Below are 17,686 nucleotides of genomic sequence, written 5' to 3' on the forward strand. Positions count from 1 at the left end.
TCCCGGAGGCGATGCTGCGCATCTGTCCGGGCTACCGGCTCGCAGACGGCGGGGACCTTGTAGCCCGGGCAAGGCGCGTTAAGCGCCGCCCCCGGGAGCAGACCGCAGTGAATCTGTAGCCCGGCTAAGCGCAGCGCGAGCCGGGTAAACAAGCCCATCAGGGCGCTCTGAACAGATCCAGCAGCGTGGCGACCTGCTCATCAATAGGTGTTAAATCACGCTTAACGATCAGGTGCAGCGGCGTTGCCCGCCGCGCGCCGTGTCCCAGCGGCAGCGCCTTCAGCACCCCTTGTTGAAGCTGTGGGCCAATGCGCTCTTCCGGCAGCCAGCCAAACCCGACCTGATACAGCACCGCATCGATGGCGGCATCAATAGTGGAAAACGTCCATGCATCGCGGGAAGATTGCGGGTCGTTGCTGCGGTCGGCGATGCGCACCAGCGGCCAGGGGGCCAGCGCGCTGTCGTCCAGCGGCCCCGCCAGCGCGGAGAGTGGATGATCGCGATGGGCGACGGCGACAAAATCAATGTTCATCAGCCATTCGCCGCGGCCGGTAATATCCTGACGGCGGGTCAGCACCATCACGTCCGCCTCGGTGCGGGCCGGATGCTCTTCCTCAACGTTTTCCAGCACTTCGGTCAACCTGACCTGAGTTTGCGGGTAACGCTGTTGAAACTGGCGCAGAATGGCGAACAGCCGCTGGCGTGGGAAAATGCTGTCGACCACCAGATCCAGCCGGGTCCGGGCGCCGTCTCGCAGGGTGGCGGCATGGGTTTCGACATAAGAGAAGGCCTGCAGCAGCGGCTTAACCTGGCCGAGCAGCAGCTCGCCTGCCGGGGTCAGCACCGCGCGACGGCCCGATGGCGTCAGCAGCGTGACGCCCAGCCGCTCCTGCAACAGCGCGAGATTATAGCTCACCGACGACTGGCTGCGGTGGGTCTCGTCCGCCGCCTTCGCGAAGCTACCCAGCTCGACAACTTTCTCCAGCAGCGCCCATTGTTCCAGCGTAGTCTTGTGCATAATCCATCTAAAAAGTGAATGAGTTTAATCCAAACATAGCGTTATTCATCCATTTTTTAAAGCAGTATGCTTGTTCTCAACAAACAGAGGAGAACAGATTATGAGCACATTCGACAAACATGACCTGAGCGGTTTTATCGGCAAACATCTGGTTTATACCTACGATAATGGCTGGAACTACGAAATTTACGTTAAAAACGGCACCACCCTGGATTATCGTATTCACAGCGGTATCGTCGCGAATCGTTGGGTGAAAGATCAGCAGGCTTATATCGTTCGCGTCGGCGAAAGCATCTACAAAATTTCCTGGACCGAACCGACCGGTACCGACGTGAGCCTGATCGTTAACCTCGGCGACAAACTGTTTCACGGCACCATCTTTTTCCCGCGCTGGGTAATGAATAACCCGGAGAAAACTGTCTGCTTCCAGAACGATCATATTCCGCTGATGGTCTCTTATCGTGAAGCCGGTCCGGCTTATCCGACAGAAGTGATTGATGAGTTTGCCACCATCACTTTTGTGCGCGATTGCGGTGCGGATAATGACGAAGTGATTAATTGCCCGGCTAACGAATTACCTGACAACTTTCCTGCCAACCTGTAATCATTTTGAAATAGTTTCGTGATTCGACTGGATTTTTTATATTTGCTGAACGATGTTTAAAGATAGCTTATTGGAATCTGGTTGAGCATCCGTTTACTTTTCGCCAATGCGTTCCCGCTATTTCTCCGTCCGGCGGGAACGCTATAGCGCCTTTTTCTGCGATAAATTCCAATCTATCTCAATGATTTTTAACAAAATCATCATGCATATCTAATTAATATTAATTTCTTAATATTATCCTAAGCAAATCTGACTAAATTTAATAACATCTGAATACAAAATAATGAAATGCGCCATCGGGCTGATTTCGCTTTCATTTTCATTTTGTTTAGGTCAGCAGGTGCAGGATATTTCTTATCGACCCGGTTTTTCGCGGGTCATTCACAGAACAGGAACATGATGAGCGATTTTTTGCCGTTTTCGCGCCCGTCGATGGGCGACGCAGAGCTGGCTGCGCTGCGTGAAGTTTTGCAATCGGGCTGGATCACCACTGGACCGAAAAATCAGGCGCTGGAAGAGGCGTTCTGCACGTTAACCGGCAACCGTCACGCCATCGCCGTCAGTTCGGCGACCGGCGGCATGCACGTCACGCTGATGGGGCTGGGTATCGGTGCGGGCGATGAAGTGATCACCCCTTCCCAGACCTGGGTCTCCACGCTGAACATGATCTGCCTGCTCGGCGCGACCCCGGTGATGATCGATGTCGATCCCGATAACCTGATGATTACCCCCGAAGCGGTTGAAGCGGCAATCACCCCGCGAACCAAAGCCATTATCCCTGTGCACTATGCTGGCGCACCGGCGGATATTGACGCCATTCGCGCGATTGGCGAGCGTCACGCTATTCCGGTGATTGAAGATGCCGCCCACGCGGCGGGGACGTACTACAAAGGCCGCCACGTCGGGTGGCGCGGTACCGCCATTTTCTCATTCCATGCGATCAAGAATATGACCTGCGCCGAAGGCGGGCTGGTGGTGACAGACGATGACGAACTGGCCGCGCGCATTCGCAGCCTGAAGTTCCACGGCCTCGGCGTTGACGCTTATGACCGCCAGACCCTGGGCCGCGCCCCGCAGGCGGAGGTGATTTCGCCGGGCTTTAAATACAATCTCGCGGATATCAACGCCGCGCTGGCGCTGGTGCAGCTGGACAAGCTCGCCCACGCCAATCAGCGCCGCGCCGCCATTGCGCAACGCTATCTGCGAGAGCTGGCGGATACGCCCTTCAGGCCGCTGGTGGCGCCGTCGTGGGAGCATCAGCACGCCTGGCACCTGTTTATTATCCGCGTTGACGAAGCCGCCTGCGGCATCAGCCGCGATGCGCTGATGGAAAGACTGAAGGCCATGGGCATTGGCACCGGCCTGCACTTCCGCGCGGCCCATACGCAAAAGTATTACCGCGAGCGTTTCCCTGAAGTTTCATTACCGCATACGGAATGGAACAGCGCGCGCATTTGTTCCATTCCGTTGTTCCCGGATATGACCGATGACGATGTCACTCGGGTCATTTCCGCACTGCACCAGCTGTCAGGACGTTGATATGTTTAGCTATCCTCCCGTGAAAAAGGTCTCGGTCGTTATTCCTGTGTATAACGAACAGGAGAGCCTGCCGGAGCTTATCCGCCGCACCGACACCGCCTGCGCGACGCTCGGACGGCAATATGAAATTCTGCTGGTCGACGACGGCAGCAGCGATGACTCGGCGCGAATGCTCACCGAAGCCGCCGAGGCCGAAGGCAGCCACGTGGTGGCGGTCCTGTTGAACCGCAACTATGGCCAGCACTCGGCGATTATGGCGGGCTTCAGCCACGTTACCGGCGACCTGATCATTACCCTTGATGCCGACCTGCAAAACCCGCCGGAAGAGATCCCGCGCCTGGTCGAGAAGGCCGACGAGGGCTACGACGTGGTCGGTACCGTGCGCCAGAACCGCCAGGACACCTTCTTCCGTAAAAGCGCCTCGAAGATGATCAACCGCCTGATCCAGCGCACCACCGGTAAAGCGATGGGCGACTATGGCTGCATGCTGCGCGCCTATCGCCGCCATATCATCGACGCGATGCTCAACTGCCATGAGCGCAGTACGTTTATCCCGATTCTGGCGAATACTTTTGCCCGCCGGGCGGTTGAGATCCCGGTGATGCACGCCGAGCGCGAATTCGGCGATTCCAAATACAGCTTTATGCGCCTGATTAACCTGATGTACGACCTGGTGACCTGCCTGACCACCACGCCGCTGCGCCTGCTGAGCCTGTTCGGCAGCGTCATCGCTCTGCTGGGCTTCGCCTTCGGCCTGATGCTGGTGGTGCTGCGTCTGGTGTTTGGTCCCCAGTGGGCGGCGGAAGGGGTGTTCATGCTGTTCGCGGTGCTGTTCATGTTTATCGGCGCCCAGTTCGTCGGGATGGGCCTGCTCGGGGAGTATATCGGCCGCATCTATAACGATGTCCGCGCCCGCCCCCGCTACTTTATTCAACGTGTTGTTCGCCAGCCGGAAACGGCATCTCAAGAGGAAGATCGTTCATGAAAGCCGTAGTCTTCGCTTATCACGATATGGGTTGTGCAGGTATTCAGTCTCTGCTGGATGCCGGTTATGACATCGCCGCTATTTTTACCCATCCGGATAACCCTGGCGAAAACCATTTTTTTGGCTCCGTGGCGCGTATTGCCGCTGAGCAAGGCATCCCGGTATGGGCGCCGGAAGATGTGAATCATCCGCTGTGGATCGAACGTATCCGTGAGATTAAACCGGACGTGCTGTTCTCGTTCTACTACCGCAACCTGCTGTGCGATGACGTTTTGAATATTGCGCCGCAGGGGGCTTTTAACCTGCATGGTTCACTGCTGCCAAAATACCGCGGCCGCGCGCCGCTGAACTGGGTGCTGGTGAACGGCGAAAGCGAAACCGGCGTGACGCTGCACCGTATGGTTAACCGCGCCGATGCCGGCAATATCGTGGCGCAGAAAAGCGTCGCGATCGGCGCGGATGACGCGGCGCTGGCGCTGCACCGTAAGCTCTGTTCCGCGGCGTCGGAACTTTTGGCTCAGGCGCTGCCCGCCATCCGCGACGGCAAAACCGAAGAGCGCGCCCAGGATGAAAGCCTGGCGACTTACGTCGGTCGCCGTACGCCGGAAGACGGTCGCCTCGACTGGGAACGCTCGGCCCAGACGCTGCACAACCTCGTCCGTGCGGTCTCCGATCCGTGGCCGGGCGCGTTCGGCTACGCCGGCGCGAACAAGTTTATCGTCTGGAAATCCCGCGTGCGCCACGATCTGGCCACCGCCAAAGCGGGGACGGTGATCTCCGTTGCGCCGCTGGTGGTCGCCTGCCAGGAAGGGGCGTTAGAAATCGTTACCGGGCAGACCGAGCGCGGCGTTTATATGCAGGGTACGCAGCTGGCGCAGGCGCTTGGCCTGGTTGCCGGCGCGGTGCTGAGCAGCAAACCGGTGGTGGCGATTAAGCGCCGTACCCGCGTGCTGATCCTCGGGGTGAACGGCTTTATCGGCAACCACCTGACCGAGCGTCTGCTGCAGGACGACAACTACGAGATTTACGGCCTGGACATTGGCTCCGACGCTATCAGCCGCTTCCTCGACAACCCGCGCTTCCACTTCGTTGAAGGCGATATCAGCATTCACTCCGAGTGGATCGAGTACCACATTAAGAAGTGCGACGTGGTCCTGCCGCTGGTGGCGATTGCCACGCCAATCGAATATACCCGCAACCCGCTGCGCGTGTTTGAGCTGGATTTCGAAGAGAACCTGAAGATTATCCGTGACTGCGTGAAATACGATAAGCGCATCATCTTCCCGTCGACCTCGGAAGTGTACGGCATGTGCACCGACAATAACTTCGATGAAGATACCTCCAATCTGGTGGTCGGGCCGATTAACAAACAGCGCTGGATCTACTCGGTCTCCAAGCAGCTGCTGGACCGCGTGATCTGGGCCTACGGCGATAAGAACGGCCTGAAGTTTACCCTGTTCCGTCCGTTTAACTGGATGGGGCCGCGCCTCGATAACCTCAACGCCGCGCGCATCGGTAGCTCTCGCGCCATCACCCAGCTGATCCTGAACCTGGTTGAAGGTTCGCCGATCAAGCTGATTGAGGGCGGTAAGCAGAAGCGCTGTTTTACCGATATCAGCGACGGTATCGAAGCGCTGTTCCGCATCATTGAGAACAAAGACGGCCGCTGCGACGGGCAGATCATCAACATCGGCAACCCGGATAACGAAGCGAGTATCAAAGAGCTGGCGGAAATGCTGCTGGCCTGCTTTGAACGCCATCCGCTGCGCGACCGCTTCCCGCCGTTTGCCGGGTTCCGCGAAGTGGAAAGCAGCGATTACTACGGTAAAGGCTACCAGGACGTCGAACATCGTAAGCCGAGCATTCGCAACGCGAAGCGCTGCCTGAACTGGGTGCCAACGGTGGAAATGGAAGAGACCGTGGAACACACCCTGGACTTCTTCCTGCGCACGGTTGAGCTGACGGACAGCGGAAAATCATGAAACAGGTCGGCTTACGCATAGATGTCGATACCTTTCGCGGCACGCGGGACGGGGTCCCGCGGCTGCTGGCTCTGCTGAGCCAGCACGGGATTCAGGCAAGCTTCTTTTTCAGCGTCGGGCCGGACAACATGGGGCGCCATATCTGGCGCCTGATAAAACCGAAGTTTCTGTGGAAGATGCTGCGCTCAAAGGCCGCGTCGCTGTACGGCTGGGATATCCTGCTGGCCGGTACCGCCTGGCCAGGGCGCAGGATCGGCGCCGGGAATGAGGACGTTATCCGCGCCGCCGCGCAGGAGCATGAAGTCGGCCTGCACGCCTGGGATCACTATAGCTGGCAGGCGTGGAGCGGCGTCTGGCCGCAGGAAAGGCTGACGCTGGAGGTTGAACGCGGGCTGCTGGAGCTGGAGCGGATTATCGGTCGCCCGGTAACCTGTTCCGCCGTTGCCGGCTGGCGTGCCGATCAGCGGGTGATCAAAGCCAAAGAGGCTTTCGATTTCCTTTATAACAGCGACTGCCGGGGGACCGGGCCTTTTCTGCCGCAGCTGGGGAACGGCGCGCCGGGAACCGTGCAGATCCCGGTAACCTTACCGACCTGGGATGAAGTGGTGGGCAACGCGGTGGATAGTGCGGGCTTCAACCGCTATCTGCTGGACTGCATCCATCGCGACGCGGGGACGCCGGTCTATACCATCCATGCCGAAGTGGAAGGCATCGCCTTCGCGGAGCAGTTTGATGAACTGCTGACCATGGCCGCACAGGAAGAGATCCGGTTTTGCCCGCTAAGCCAGCTGCTGCCCGCCGATTTTAGCGTGCTGCCGCGAGGTAAAGTGGTTCGTGGTGAACTGGCCGGCCGGGAAGGCTGGCTTGGACGTGAACAATTACTCAATTCGGGTGTTTGATGAAAAGCATTCGCTACGGCGCCTCTCTGGTCGCCCTTTTTGTCCTCTACTATTTACTGCCGCTTAACTTCCGCCTGCTCTGGCAGCCTGATGAAACCCGCTACGCGGAGATCAGCCGCGAAATGCTGGCGACCGGCGACTGGGTGGTGCCGCATTTCCTCGGGCTGCGCTACTTTGAAAAGCCCATTGCCGGCTACTGGATCAACAGCATCGGCCAGTGGCTATTCGGCCACAATAATTTTGCCGTCCGCTTTGGGGTGGTGTTTTCCATTACCGTCACCGCTCTGCTGGTCGCCTGGCTGGCATGGCGTCTTTTCCGCGATAAACGCGTCGCGATCCTGTCACCGGCGATCTTCCTGACCGCGCTGCTGGTCTACGGTATCGGCACCTACGCGGTGCTCGACCCGATGATCACCATGTGGATGGCGCTGGCGATGTGCAGCTTCTGGGGCGCGGCGCAGGCCCAAAGCCGCGGCGGCAAAATTCTCGGCTATGTTTTACTCGGCGTGGCCTGCGGGATGGGGGTGATGACCAAAGGCTTCCTCGCGCTGGCGGTGCCGGTGGTCGGGGTACTACCGTGGGTGATTGCGCGTAAGCGCTGGCGCGAAGTGTTGACTTACGGCTGGCTGGCGGTGGGCGTCTGCGCGCTGGTGGTGCTGCCGTGGGGTCTTGCCATCGCCAAACGCGAGCCGGACTTCTGGCGCTACTTCTTCTGGGTGGAGCATATCCAGCGTTTCGCGGAAAAAGATGCCCAGCATAAAGCGCCGTTCTGGTACTACATTCCGTTCCTGATTGCCGGCAGCCTGCCGTGGCTGGCGCTGCTGCCGGGTGCGCTCAAGCGCGGCTGGACCGAACGCGATGAGTCACGCGGTGCGCTCTATTTGCTCGGATGGGTGGCGATGCCGTTCCTGTTCTTCAGCATTGCTAAGGGTAAACTCCCAACCTATATCCTGCCCTGTTTTGCTCCCCTGTCGATTCTGATGGCGCGCTACGCGCTGGACGCGGCGAAGGCGGGGGCGAAGGTGCTGAAAATTAACGGCGCGATCAACCTGGCCTTTGGCCTGATTGGCCTGGTCGCCGTGCTGGTGGTTTCGCCGTGGGGCATTATGCACAAGCCGGTATGGAGCCATATTGAACTCTATAAGTGCCTGCTGGCGGCGCTGATATTTGGCTGCTGGGCGCTGATGGGCTGGCTGGCGATGAAGGACAACGGCCGCCGCTGGACCCTCGCCGCCTGCTGCCCGCTCGGGCTGGCGCTGCTGGTGGGCTTCTCTATCCCGGATCGGGTGATCGACAGCAAGCAGCCGCAGTTCCTGGTGGATATCGTCAGCGAATCGCTGACCCCGAGCCGCTACGTGTTGACCAATAACGTCGGTATCGCCGGCGGGCTGTCGTGGGAGCTCAAGCGCAGCGATATCATTCTGTTCGACAAGCAGGGCGAGCTGAAGTACGGTCTCTCCTGGCCGGACGCGCAGCACCAGTTTGTCGATCAAGCCCATTTTGCTGACTGGCTAGCGACGCACCGCCAACAGGGCCCCGTCTCGCTGGTTCTGCTGATGGATAAAGGAGAAAGTATGGCTGATTTAGCGCTACCGAAACCGGATAGCTCCTACGAGCTTGGGCGCGTGGTGTATATCCAGTATCTGCCGCAATGAGCGTCTGGATCTGTCTGGTTTTCGCCAGCCTGCTGAGCTGCGCCGGACAGCTGTGCCAGAAACAGGCGACCCGCCCGTCCAAATCCGGGCGGCGCGGGTACCATATCCTTGTCTGGCTGGGGCTCGCGCTGCTCTCTCTCGGCTGCAGCATGCTGCTGTGGCTTAGCGTGCTGCAGTCGATCCCGGTCAGCATCGCCTATCCCATGCTGAGCCTGAACTTCGTCTGGGTGACGCTGGCGGCGTGGGGGATCTGGCGCGAGCCGGTCGCGCGTCGCCACTGGCTTGGCGTGGGACTCATCGTCGTTGGGATCGTTATTCTCGGGAGCCGTATCTGATGGGCTTAATCTGGGCGTTGTTCAGCGTCGGCCTGGCGAGCGGCGCGCAGCTGCTGCTGCGCAGCGCGATGGTCGAGCTCCCGCCGCTGACGGAGATATTCACCTTCCTCAACCATCTGCTGCATCTGCGGGCGGGCACGTTTGGCCTGGCGTTCGGGCTTATGGGTTACCTGCTGTCGATGGTCTGCTGGTACTTCGCCCTCCATCAACTGCCGCTGGCGAAAGCCTACGCGCTGCTGAGCCTGAGCTACATCCTGGTATGGGCCGCCGCCATCTGGCTCCCCGGCTGGCATGAGCCTTTCCACTGGCAATCGCTGCTGGGCGTGCTGCTGATTGTCGCCGGGGTGCTGACGATCTTCTGGCCGGTGAAGCGGCTCAATTAGCCTGGCTAATATCACTGTTTCTTCCCGGTGGCGCTGCGCCGCTCGGGCTGCGGAGTTGAGCCGGCTGCTGGCCGGTAGCCCGGACAGATGCGCAGCATCGCCTCCGGGAAGTGTGGCGGGGCTGATGATTGGCATTGAATCTTTCCGGTGGTGCAGTGTTGACCGCGCTACGGGAGCGTGCAGTCTGGTGCCGGTTGCCCGCAGGGCTTGATTTTACGAGCGAACCCGGCTGATGTTCGCGGTGGTCAAAAGAAATGGTGTTGGCGTGCAGACCGCGAGGCTGAGCGATCCTATCTGAATCTGGCTCACCGACAGCGCGGAGGGCTGCGTGCTGTCGATACTGCGCATTTGCCAGGCGCTTCCGCCGTACTGCTTGATGATGGCTTCTTTGCGTGTCCAGATCCGCCAGAAGGCAGCTATCTGCCGTTCCGGGGGGGTAGCCTCGATCTCAGCCTGTTCGCCGGGGCTAAAAACCGCGCTTACCAACGCGCGCCAGTTATCGCGCTGGCGTACAACTTCGATATCGCAACCCACTTCACCTTCGTCGCTCAGCAGTAACGCGATATCGTCGTTGCTGTGGCTCAGATTGAACCACAGTGGCGTACCGGCCGAGAAAGCAGGCTTGCCCTGTTCGCTATAGATAATTTCCGGCAGTGGCGAAACAGCGTGGGAAAGCAGGGCACGCCCGGCCAGCCAGCGAGTTTGGCCGGCGCCCTGAGGCGCGCAGGAGAACAATGCAGACGGCAGATCGCCTGCGCTTAAGGCCGACACGTTTCCCAGAAAAAGCCGGTACATTTCAGGGCCAGCGCTGGATGATAATAGAGGTGTTAATGCCGCCAAAGGCAAAGTTGTTGCTTTGCAGAAACTCACAGTCAATTTTGCGGGCTTCACCCATGATGTAATCCAGTGCGCCGCAGTTGGCATCCGGATGATGCAGGTTCAACGTTGGCGCAAACCAGCCTTCGCGCATCATATGCAGGCTCATCCAGGCTTCCAGCGCACCGCAGGCACCCAGGGTATGGCCAAAATAACTTTTCAGGGAAGAGAAGGGGACGTTGTTACCATAAATCGCCTCTGTTGCCAGGCTTTCTGCAATATCACCGCGATCGGTCGCCGTTCCGTGAGCGGAAATATAGCCAATATCCAGAGCACTCAGGCCTGCTATTTTCAGTGACTGCTCCATGCATATCTGCATGGTTTCTCGCTGCGGTTGGGTTATATGCGCCGCGTCGCAGTTGGTGGCGAAGCCGATAATCTCACCGTAGATGGTCGCACCGCGCGCTTTGGCGTGCTCCAGTTCTTCCAGGATCAGCGTGCCTGCGCCTTCGCCAATCACCAGACCATCGCGTTGTTCATCGAACGGGGAAGGGGTGGTTTTGGGGGCATCATTACGCTGGCTGGTGGCGAATAAGGTATCAAACACTGCCGCTTCCGACGGACATAGCTCTTCTGCGCCGCCAGCCACCATTACTGTTTGATATCCGTGACGAATCGCTTCCCATGCGTAACCAATCGCCTGGCTGCCTGAGGTACAGGCACTGGATGTGGGGATAACGCGACCGCGCAATCCGAAAAACAGCCCGGTGTTGACGGCGGTGGTATGCGGCATCATCTGTACGTAGGTGGTGCCGGTGATGTTATTGGTGTGTTTTTCGGTCAGCATAGTGGCGAATTCACTCACTGGTCCGGTGCTGCCGGTTGAGGAGCCATAGGCGATACCAGTTTCGCCGTTGGTTAGCACTGCCTCGCCAATTAGCCCTGCCTGTTCCAGCGCCAGTTCAGTGGCGCGAGTGGACATCAGCGATACGCGGCCCATGGAGCGAATACGCTTACGGGTATAATGCTCCGGTGGGGTGAAATCATCGACCGGCGCGCCCAGCAGCGTATGCAGGCCTTCATAAACCTGCCACTCCGGCATTTTGCGTACTGCGTTCTCGTAGTCAAGCAGTCTGGTGGAAACGGCCTGCCAGCTTTCTCCAAAGGCGGTGACACCGCCCATGCCTGTAATCACCACTCTACGCGTCATAACATCCCTCCATTGATGGAAATCACCTGACGGGTCACGTAGCCCGCCACATCCGACATTAAATAGCTGGCAAGCCCGGCCACTTCGTCCGCATGGCCCATCCGTTTCATGGGGATCATTGACATCGCCTCTTTAAGCGCGGCCTCTTCCATTTCGATCATCCCGGTGTCGATAAGCCCCGGTGCGATGCAGTTGACGGTAATTTTGCGTTTTGCCAGCTCAGTTGCCAGCGCTTTCGTCGCCCCGATAATCCCCGCTTTGGCCGCGCTGTAGTTAACCTGGCCCCGATTGCCCATTACGCCGGAAACCGAAGAAAGCGTAATGATTCGCCCGCCCTTACGCGCGCTAATCATCGGCATGATGCACGGCTGAATAACGTTGTAGAAGCTATCCAGATTGGTGTGGATCACCGTATCCCAGTCGTTATCGCTGAGCGCCGGGAAGGCCGCATCGCGTGTGATACCAGCATTGCTCACCACGCCGTACCACGCGCTATGTGCCTCGATATCCTGCTCTAACACCTTGCGGCACTGCTCGCGGTTGGCGACGTCAAACGTCAGCAGGCGGCCAGCGCCGCCTGCGGCGAGAATCGCATCCAGCGTCTCCTGCGCGCCCTGCGCATCGCGATGATAATGGACGCCAACAATAAAGCCGTCCGCTGCCAGTTGGAGGGCGATAGCGCGACCGATTCCCTTGCTGGAGCCGGTAACCAAAACTGAACGATTCATGCGGACGCTCCTTGTTGAAATAGGGTGTTAAGTTCTTCAGATGTTGGCTGGAAGGTGTTAACCCTGCCAGTAGCCAACGTCTCTTCGCCAGCGGCAATCGTGCATTCAAAGCTGCCGAAGCGCTCATCCTGCATCAGCAACGTGACGGAGACATTCAGCGTTAATCCGGCGGGAACAATCCCCGCCGCGCAGACCAGTTCACGCGCGCCGAGCACCATGCCTAAGGAAATACTCTCTTGTCCCTGCCGGTGGCGGTGCCAGCCTGACCAGACGCCAACGGTTTGCGCCATAAGCTCCAGGGCAAACCAGCCGGGGAGATGGCCTTCTGCATCGAGAAAGGGGGCCAGCGTGCCATTGGCCGATACCGTGACTCGGCAGAGGGTGGAGTCGTCCGTCACATTTACCACCTCATCAAGCAGCAGCATTGGCTCGTCGTGCGGCAGGTATTCGCCGGGGGGTAAATAGTCGCTCATGAGATCCTCCCGAGCAGAATACTGGCGTTATTGCCGCCAAAGGCAAACGAGTTTGACAGGATAACTGGACGTTCAAGCGGCTGCGGCTGCTCGATGATACCGCAGGGCGGCAGCGTTTCGTCGCGTGGCGAGGAGCGAAAATTCTGCGGCGGTAGTGGCAGGTTGCGTTGCAAAATTAGCATACCGATCGCCGCTTCGGTGATCCCTGCTGCACCCAGCGTGTGCCCGGTTAGGTGTTTAGTGGAACTGCATGGCACCGTTTCGCCGAACAGTTCGTGCACCACTCTGGATTCAATCTGGTCGTTAAGCGGCGTGGCGGTACCGTGCAGATTGATGTAGCCCACCTGCTCTGGCGTGATTCCTGCGTCGTGCAGCGCCTGATGAATGGCGCGGATCGCTCCTTCACCTTGTGGATGCGGCGCTGAAATATGGTATGCGTCGCTCGACTCGCCCACGCCCAGTAAAGCAATAGGCTGCGGTTCACGAGTCAGCAGCATCAACGCGGCACCTTCACCAATAGTAATGCCATTGCGGTCACGACCGAACGGCTGGCACAGCGTTGGGGAGAGGGATTCCAGACTGTGGAAGCCATTGATCGGCATTCGGCTCAGCGTATCCGCACCGCCGACAATCGCGACGTCCGCTAGCCCGGCTTCAAGCAGGCGGCGTCCGCTAATTATTGCCCGGGCGCTGGAAGAGCAGGCGGTTGACAGCGTGAATGCCGGGCCAGCCAGTGCCAGCCAGCGGCTAAGAAAGCGCGATGGGTCTCCCAGCTCTTGTTGCGGGTACTGCCAGGCCGCGCTTTCCTGTCCGTTAAGCGTCAGATTAACGTGCGTATCGCCTTCATCAAGTCCAGAGGTACTGGTACCGAGTATCACGGCAATCCGGTCCCGTCCGTACTGCGTAATAGCCTTATCGACCTGCGGCTGAATGTGTTTAAGCGCCGCCAGTAGTAATTGATTATTGCGCGAACGATGGGCGCTGAACTCATCGGGAATGACCGGCAGTTCGCCATCTACACCGGCTAATACCGCGTGCGGATGTCCCCGAAGCCAGCCTGAACGAGGGCGCATACCGGGTGCCACGCCGCGCGTCAGGTTGGCGGCAATTTCATTGTTATCGCTACCCAGCGCGTTGATCATGCCGACGGCAGAAATATAGATCATTTCAGTCACCCAGATATTGAATGGTGATGTGGTATTTAAAGACATGTTGTTCGATGCTGATCGGCTCACGCTTGCCTTTGCGATTCAAATAGATGATTTCGGTGACCAGCTTACCGCTGGCGTTGCGCAGTTCGCGCTTATCGCCGCAGTCGATCAATGTCCAGCCTTTTGGCAACTGCGACTCCCAGGCGTGAATTGGCCAGTGGCTGAGCATGACATCAGCCAGCACCTGGCTTGCTGGCGGCAACTGCGGTACCACGATTGACTGTTCGCTGTGCAGCCCTTTTTCATCGTAGGTCACAAGGAACAGGCGAATGCCGACAGAGGAGAGTCCTGCCAACGTGAGATTTTTATCGTCAGCATTGAGCAGTACCAGCAGCGACTGGGTTTTGCCGTTAAAGCTGCCGGTGAGCAGTTGCTGTGAATTAATCGGCGGAGAGATGTCCGGCAAAGGCAGTGTGACGCGCGTGCCCGGCTCGAGCCAGGCCTGAGGGCGCCCTTGTTGTTCCGGCTGCGAGCTGCTGCATCCGGCCAGTATCAGCGTTGCGATCAGAGCGATGGCGCGCCAGAACGTCGGTTTAATCATTATCTTTTTTTCTCTTTTTCGCGGGCATCGCCAGTGGTGAAAGCAGAAACGCGGTGAAAATACCGCTTACTAGTACAATGCCAAAACTGCTGATAGCCTGGGTGGCGCTAAAAACCAGCATGCCCAAGGTCAAGATCGTAGTTAGCATCGCCAGCGTAATCGCCAGTAGCGACGTCAGCGGAGTGCCGCGCGGATTGCTAAAAAACAGCGTGTAGTTAATGCCAATTCCGAGCACCAGCACCAGCGCCAGTAGCGAGAACAGGTTTACCGTATGACCGCTCAGCGAGAGTACGGCCAGCCCGCAGCCAAGGGATAACATCGACGGCACCAGGCTTATTAGCCCTTTTTGCCACCCAAGCCGAATCATCGCCCCGCAGGCAATCACCGCTAGCGCAACGCACAGCAGGCCTGTCAGGATATGACGATAAAGTGTGAACAGCTCGTCGAAGCTGCTTTTGCGATCCACCCACGCAACACCAACATATCTTGTGCTGAGAGCATTTAGCGCTGCGCTATTGTTCACGCCTTCTACTGGCACTAGTACGCCGCTTTCTCCATCTGCCAGCGTTATCCACAATAGCCGCCACCCTTCGCTAGCCGGGCTGGCAAGCCAGGCATCAACCGTTACCTGCATGGCGTTGAGGTCGGGATTTACTGCCGTTAGTCCTGCGTTATTCAGGGCTGCGGTAACGGTGGGCGCAGCATTTTTCAACAAACTAAGATCCTGCTGCTGTCGGGCGAGCGAATTTAGCGGAATGGTGCGATACCCGCTGAGCCATCCTTCTGTTTTCGCTTGCTCCAGCTCGGGGGTAAAGCGTTCCAGCCGCTCCAGGGTTTGCTGGGCAGATTTGCCATAAACTACGAACCATTTCTGGTCGACGCTTTGTCCGGTGAGCGCGGTAATGGCTTTTTCCTGGGCCAGGATGTCCTGCGGCAGCGTTTGTAGCTGTGATATATCATCATCAACGCGCAGCGTGGCAAGACCTGCCAGCGAGAACAGCGCCAGCACCACAGGTAAACCGATGGAAAGCTTTTTATTGCGTCGCCATGCGGCAAGCCAGCGCAGCATTTGTACCATGGACGGAACAGGACGGACGGGCAGACCACGACATAGCCACGGATGCCAGAAAATCACCGTTAAACAGGAGGCGCTTAACCCCATCACCGCGAAGACCGCCATCTGACGAATACCGGGGAAGGGGGCGAGCATCATAATCAGGTACGCCGCTACGGTAGTCAGTAGCGCCAGCAGCAGCGCATTCCGCACTTTAGCGAGGCTTTGCCACGGTGACATTTGTGCACCGTGCACCATCCGTTCGGTCAGATAATAGAGCGTATAGTCAGCGGAAATTCCGATAATGCTCATGCTCATCACCAGCGTCATCAGATGCAGCTCGCCGAAAATAAGCAGCGTCACGACCGTGCCCGCCAGCGCGCCAATAGCAATGGATATCAGACACAAAAGCAGCGGGCGCAGCGAGCGGAATACCGCCATAATCAGCAGAATCACGCCGAACAGAGTCGCCACGCCGAGGGTGGAGATATCCTGTTTCGCCTGCTGGCTGGCGTAATCGCTGTAAAAGAGCGTGCCGCGAGACAGCAACTTTGCCTGCGGATATTGCGCTTTAAGTTCAGCTTCCAGCGTTTTTAGCGTGGTGACCAACCGATGCGTCTGCTGCATGTCAAACGAGGAACCGGCCAGCTCGCCATGCATCAGATACCAGTAGTTGCCCTGTTTATCCTGAGTCACCAGCCAGCCGTCCATCAGCCGCAGGCGTTGGCCGTTTTTGGCCATTGCCAGCTGCGAGCCGCGCATCAGCATCAACGGATCGTTTTGCAACTCTTTGCCGCTAACGCCGGAGAATGCCGAGTAGAGCTGGGAAAGTATCCATTGCGCCTGCGCCTCGCCGCCGTTTTGCAAACGCGCACGGGTGTCGCTATCGATTAGTCCGTTGCGATGCTGCCAAAAAAAAGCTCCCCACGCTTGCTGGCTGTTGGCGTCCATTGGGCCTTTCACTTCAGCCAGCGCCTGCGATTTTTGCAATCGCATCAGCCAGTCGTGGGCTACCGCCGGATCGGCTTTCTTACCAGGACTTACCAACCAGACCAACTGTCGGTCGAGACGCTGCATGAAACCGTCGTTCAGGCTCGGTGGGGTCTTCCCCAGTGTTTGCTTTGGCAGCATCGCCAGCACGCTACTGTTTAGCCGCGCCTGAGGCAGCTGCGTTAGCAGAACGCCCAGCAGGATCAGGCAGGCGATTCCCCATAGCAACGCAGGGCGTTTACTGGGCGGCAAAGCGTTGGCGTTCGTCATCGGTGAGTTGCGCTGGCGTGAGTTGATGTTGGGAAAGTGCGATATCGGTACGATCGCCCTGCTTGTCGTTGAGTTGAATGCTCTCCAGATACGTTTTTCCGGCTAAATCAATGGTCGCGAAAATCTTATCCAGCGGTGTGGTGATGGGGGTCAGGCGCAGCGTCCAGCGTCCTTCGCCTAAGTCTACAAACTCTACGCGGAAATTCTCTTCCAGCACTTTACGATCGGCCTGGAACAGCGCGCGCAGCAGATGGTTGAACTGGAACATCTGAGGGTTGTTCTCGGCGGTGATGGTTTGCGGCGGCTGGCCGTTAATCACTTGCACCATCCGCTTGTCATCCAGCAGCAACTGCATCGGGAAAGGGCTGGTTTGATCCCATAGTAAACCCTGGTCGCGGGCGATCAGCATCTTCCCCTGAGATCGCAACGGCTGCGGCAGATCCTTAATCGTTCTGGTTTGATCGAAATGCGCCCGGACCACCGGCTGTTCGGTAAAGCGCTGTTGCAGATTATCAAGCGTCAGGGCGCTGACTATGGGACTGATGAACAGCGCCAGCAGTGGTAAGAATCTCATGGCGTAACTCCCATACGTTCAAACAGAATCGTGGGGCTGACAAAGCACAGTTCGCGACTCTTTTCTTCAACCGCTACCTGAATGGTGTAGCCAGTCGTTGCCCGCTTTCCTGTTTCGGCATCGAAAATTTCATAACCGATGCGCAGGCGGTTTTCGAACTCCTCTATACGCGCGCGGACGCGAATGCGCTGCTCAAAGGTCAGGGGATTACGGTACTTTACCCGCGCATCAACCACGGGCCACAGGTAACCTGAGGCTTTCATCTGTCGGTACCCGTAGTCGAACTGGTTCAGAAGCGCTTCGCGGGCAATCTCAAAGTAGCGGAAGTAGTTGCCGTGCCACGCCACGCCCATCATATCAACGTCGTGGAACGGGATAGCCAGCTCGACTTCAGCCGTAAAGCGGGGATCGTTCAGCAC

18 protein-coding genes are annotated in these 17,686 nt (G+C 58.2%); 8 read left to right on the forward strand and 10 right to left on the reverse strand.

Annotated elements, in window-relative coordinates; genetic code table 11:
* Positions 1 to 157: 157 nt before the first annotated feature.
* Positions 158 to 1,018: a LysR family transcriptional regulator gene (locus tag ABLU87_RS09070; RefSeq protein WP_014227126.1), complete on the reverse strand. Its 861-nt coding sequence runs from the start codon at positions 1,016 to 1,018 to the stop codon at positions 158 to 160.
* Positions 1,019 to 1,115: 97 nt separating this feature from the next.
* Between ABLU87_RS09070 and ABLU87_RS09075 the strand changes: the two genes are divergently transcribed.
* The 8 genes from ABLU87_RS09075 to arnF all read left to right on the forward strand — a co-directional run bounded on the left by ABLU87_RS09075 (position 1,116) and on the right by arnF (position 9,400).
* A complete protein-coding gene (locus ABLU87_RS09075; RefSeq protein WP_025106840.1) occupies positions 1,116 to 1,622 on the forward strand; it encodes a phenolic acid decarboxylase in 507 nt (168 codons plus the stop codon).
* A 399-nt stretch (positions 1,623 to 2,021) separates the two neighbouring features.
* Positions 2,022 to 3,161 carry a UDP-4-amino-4-deoxy-L-arabinose aminotransferase gene (arnB, locus tag ABLU87_RS09080; protein ID WP_004855110.1) on the forward strand — a complete coding sequence of 380 codons (1,140 nt, stop codon included), beginning with the start codon at positions 2,022 to 2,024 and terminating at the stop codon, positions 3,159 to 3,161.
* Position 3,162: 1 nt separating this feature from the next.
* Positions 3,163 to 4,146: an undecaprenyl-phosphate 4-deoxy-4-formamido-L-arabinose transferase gene (arnC, locus tag ABLU87_RS09085; protein ID WP_004126208.1), complete on the forward strand. Its 984-nt coding sequence runs from the start codon at positions 3,163 to 3,165 to the stop codon at positions 4,144 to 4,146.
* Positions 4,143 to 6,128 (forward strand): bifunctional UDP-4-amino-4-deoxy-L-arabinose formyltransferase/UDP-glucuronic acid oxidase ArnA, encoded by a 1,986-nt coding sequence (gene arnA / locus ABLU87_RS09090; RefSeq protein WP_122116806.1) that lies wholly within the window; start codon positions 4,143 to 4,145, stop codon positions 6,126 to 6,128. The genes arnC and arnA overlap by 4 nt, the downstream gene beginning before the upstream one ends.
* Positions 6,125 to 7,027 (forward strand): 4-deoxy-4-formamido-L-arabinose-phosphoundecaprenol deformylase, encoded by a 903-nt coding sequence (arnD, locus tag ABLU87_RS09095; RefSeq protein ID WP_014227123.1) that lies wholly within the window; start codon positions 6,125 to 6,127, stop codon positions 7,025 to 7,027. Before arnA ends, arnD begins: the two co-directional genes overlap by 4 nt.
* Positions 7,027 to 8,682, forward strand: a complete 1,656-nt coding sequence (gene arnT, locus ABLU87_RS09100) for a lipid IV(A) 4-amino-4-deoxy-L-arabinosyltransferase (RefSeq protein ID WP_122116805.1) — start codon at positions 7,027 to 7,029, stop codon at positions 8,680 to 8,682. The genes arnD and arnT overlap by 1 nt, the downstream gene beginning before the upstream one ends.
* On the forward strand, positions 8,679 to 9,017 hold the full coding sequence (gene arnE, locus ABLU87_RS09105) for a 4-amino-4-deoxy-L-arabinose-phosphoundecaprenol flippase subunit ArnE (RefSeq protein WP_032751588.1): 339 nt from the start codon (positions 8,679 to 8,681) through the stop codon (positions 9,015 to 9,017). Before arnT ends, arnE begins: the two co-directional genes overlap by 4 nt.
* Positions 9,017 to 9,400 (forward strand): 4-amino-4-deoxy-L-arabinose-phosphoundecaprenol flippase subunit ArnF, encoded by a 384-nt coding sequence (arnF, locus tag ABLU87_RS09110; RefSeq protein ID WP_014227120.1) that lies wholly within the window; start codon positions 9,017 to 9,019, stop codon positions 9,398 to 9,400. The genes arnE and arnF overlap by 1 nt, the downstream gene beginning before the upstream one ends.
* 213 nt (positions 9,401 to 9,613) lie before the next feature.
* Here arnF and acpT read toward each other — a convergent pair whose 3' ends face one another.
* From acpT to ABLU87_RS09155, 9 genes are read right to left on the reverse strand one after another with little or no spacing between them, the layout of a single operon-like run.
* The gene (gene acpT, locus ABLU87_RS09115; protein WP_049084053.1) at positions 9,614 to 10,195 is read right to left on the reverse strand and encodes a 4'-phosphopantetheinyl transferase AcpT; all 582 of its coding nucleotides are present in this window, start codon (positions 10,193 to 10,195) and stop codon (positions 9,614 to 9,616) included.
* Position 10,196: 1 nt separating this feature from the next.
* Positions 10,197 to 11,426 carry a beta-ketoacyl-ACP synthase gene (locus ABLU87_RS09120; RefSeq protein WP_064378446.1) on the reverse strand — a complete coding sequence of 410 codons (1,230 nt, stop codon included), beginning with the start codon at positions 11,424 to 11,426 and terminating at the stop codon, positions 10,197 to 10,199.
* Positions 11,423 to 12,154: a 3-ketoacyl-ACP reductase FabG2 gene (locus tag ABLU87_RS09125; RefSeq protein WP_014227117.1), complete on the reverse strand. Its 732-nt coding sequence runs from the start codon at positions 12,152 to 12,154 to the stop codon at positions 11,423 to 11,425. Before ABLU87_RS09125 ends, ABLU87_RS09120 begins: the two co-directional genes overlap by 4 nt.
* The gene (locus tag ABLU87_RS09130; protein WP_014227116.1) at positions 12,151 to 12,627 is read right to left on the reverse strand and encodes a 3-hydroxy-fatty acyl-ACP dehydratase; all 477 of its coding nucleotides are present in this window, start codon (positions 12,625 to 12,627) and stop codon (positions 12,151 to 12,153) included. The genes ABLU87_RS09125 and ABLU87_RS09130 overlap by 4 nt, the downstream gene beginning before the upstream one ends.
* Positions 12,624 to 13,793 (reverse strand): beta-ketoacyl-[acyl-carrier-protein] synthase family protein, encoded by a 1,170-nt coding sequence (locus ABLU87_RS09135; protein ID WP_049084052.1) that lies wholly within the window; start codon positions 13,791 to 13,793, stop codon positions 12,624 to 12,626. Before ABLU87_RS09135 ends, ABLU87_RS09130 begins: the two co-directional genes overlap by 4 nt.
* A gap of 1 nt (position 13,794) precedes the next feature.
* Entirely contained in the window at positions 13,795 to 14,379 is a 585-nt protein-coding gene (locus ABLU87_RS09140) for a DUF3261 domain-containing protein (RefSeq protein WP_014227114.1), read from the reverse strand.
* Entirely contained in the window at positions 14,372 to 16,693 is a 2,322-nt protein-coding gene (locus ABLU87_RS09145) for an MMPL family transporter (RefSeq protein ID WP_049084051.1), read from the reverse strand. Before ABLU87_RS09145 ends, ABLU87_RS09140 begins: the two co-directional genes overlap by 8 nt.
* Positions 16,662 to 17,267, reverse strand: coding sequence for an outer membrane lipoprotein carrier protein LolA (locus ABLU87_RS09150; protein ID WP_014227112.1), 606 nt, complete (start codon positions 17,265 to 17,267; stop codon positions 16,662 to 16,664). Before ABLU87_RS09150 ends, ABLU87_RS09145 begins: the two co-directional genes overlap by 32 nt.
* Positions 17,264 to 17,686, reverse strand: a complete 423-nt coding sequence (locus ABLU87_RS09155) for a thioesterase family protein (protein WP_014227111.1) — start codon at positions 17,684 to 17,686, stop codon at positions 17,264 to 17,266. Before ABLU87_RS09155 ends, ABLU87_RS09150 begins: the two co-directional genes overlap by 4 nt.

Origin of the sequence: Klebsiella sp. CB_Kp196 (genome assembly GCF_040061575.1) — a bacterium.
GTDB classification, from domain to species: domain Bacteria; phylum Pseudomonadota; class Gammaproteobacteria; order Enterobacterales; family Enterobacteriaceae; genus Klebsiella; species Klebsiella michiganensis.

Bases quoted from the DNA above. Each gene is read 5' to 3' on its own strand.
- ABLU87_RS09070 (WP_014227126.1), bottom strand. From the start codon at position 1,018: ATGCACAAGACTACGCTGGAACAATGGGCGCTGCTGGAGAAAGTTGTC.
- arnB (WP_004855110.1), top strand. From the start codon at position 2,022: ATGAGCGATTTTTTGCCGTTTTCGCGCCCGTCGATGGGCGACGCAGAG.
- arnC (WP_004126208.1), top strand. From the start codon at position 3,163: ATGTTTAGCTATCCTCCCGTGAAAAAGGTCTCGGTCGTTATTCCTGTG.
- arnA (WP_122116806.1), top strand. From the start codon at position 4,143: ATGAAAGCCGTAGTCTTCGCTTATCACGATATGGGTTGTGCAGGTATT.
- arnD (WP_014227123.1), top strand. From the start codon at position 6,125: ATGAAACAGGTCGGCTTACGCATAGATGTCGATACCTTTCGCGGCACG.
- arnT (WP_122116805.1), top strand. From the start codon at position 7,027: ATGAAAAGCATTCGCTACGGCGCCTCTCTGGTCGCCCTTTTTGTCCTC.
- arnE (WP_032751588.1), top strand. From the start codon at position 8,679: ATGAGCGTCTGGATCTGTCTGGTTTTCGCCAGCCTGCTGAGCTGCGCC.
- arnF (WP_014227120.1), top strand. From the start codon at position 9,017: ATGGGCTTAATCTGGGCGTTGTTCAGCGTCGGCCTGGCGAGCGGCGCG.
- acpT (WP_049084053.1), bottom strand. From the start codon at position 10,195: ATGTACCGGCTTTTTCTGGGAAACGTGTCGGCCTTAAGCGCAGGCGAT.
- ABLU87_RS09120 (WP_064378446.1), bottom strand. From the start codon at position 11,426: ATGACGCGTAGAGTGGTGATTACAGGCATGGGCGGTGTCACCGCCTTT.
- ABLU87_RS09125 (WP_014227117.1), bottom strand. From the start codon at position 12,154: ATGAATCGTTCAGTTTTGGTTACCGGCTCCAGCAAGGGAATCGGTCGC.
- ABLU87_RS09130 (WP_014227116.1), bottom strand. From the start codon at position 12,627: ATGAGCGACTATTTACCCCCCGGCGAATACCTGCCGCACGACGAGCCA.
- ABLU87_RS09135 (WP_049084052.1), bottom strand. From the start codon at position 13,793: ATGATCTATATTTCTGCCGTCGGCATGATCAACGCGCTGGGTAGCGAT.
- ABLU87_RS09140 (WP_014227114.1), bottom strand. From the start codon at position 14,379: ATGATTAAACCGACGTTCTGGCGCGCCATCGCTCTGATCGCAACGCTG.
- ABLU87_RS09145 (WP_049084051.1), bottom strand. From the start codon at position 16,693: ATGACGAACGCCAACGCTTTGCCGCCCAGTAAACGCCCTGCGTTGCTA.
- ABLU87_RS09150 (WP_014227112.1), bottom strand. From the start codon at position 17,267: ATGAGATTCTTACCACTGCTGGCGCTGTTCATCAGTCCCATAGTCAGC.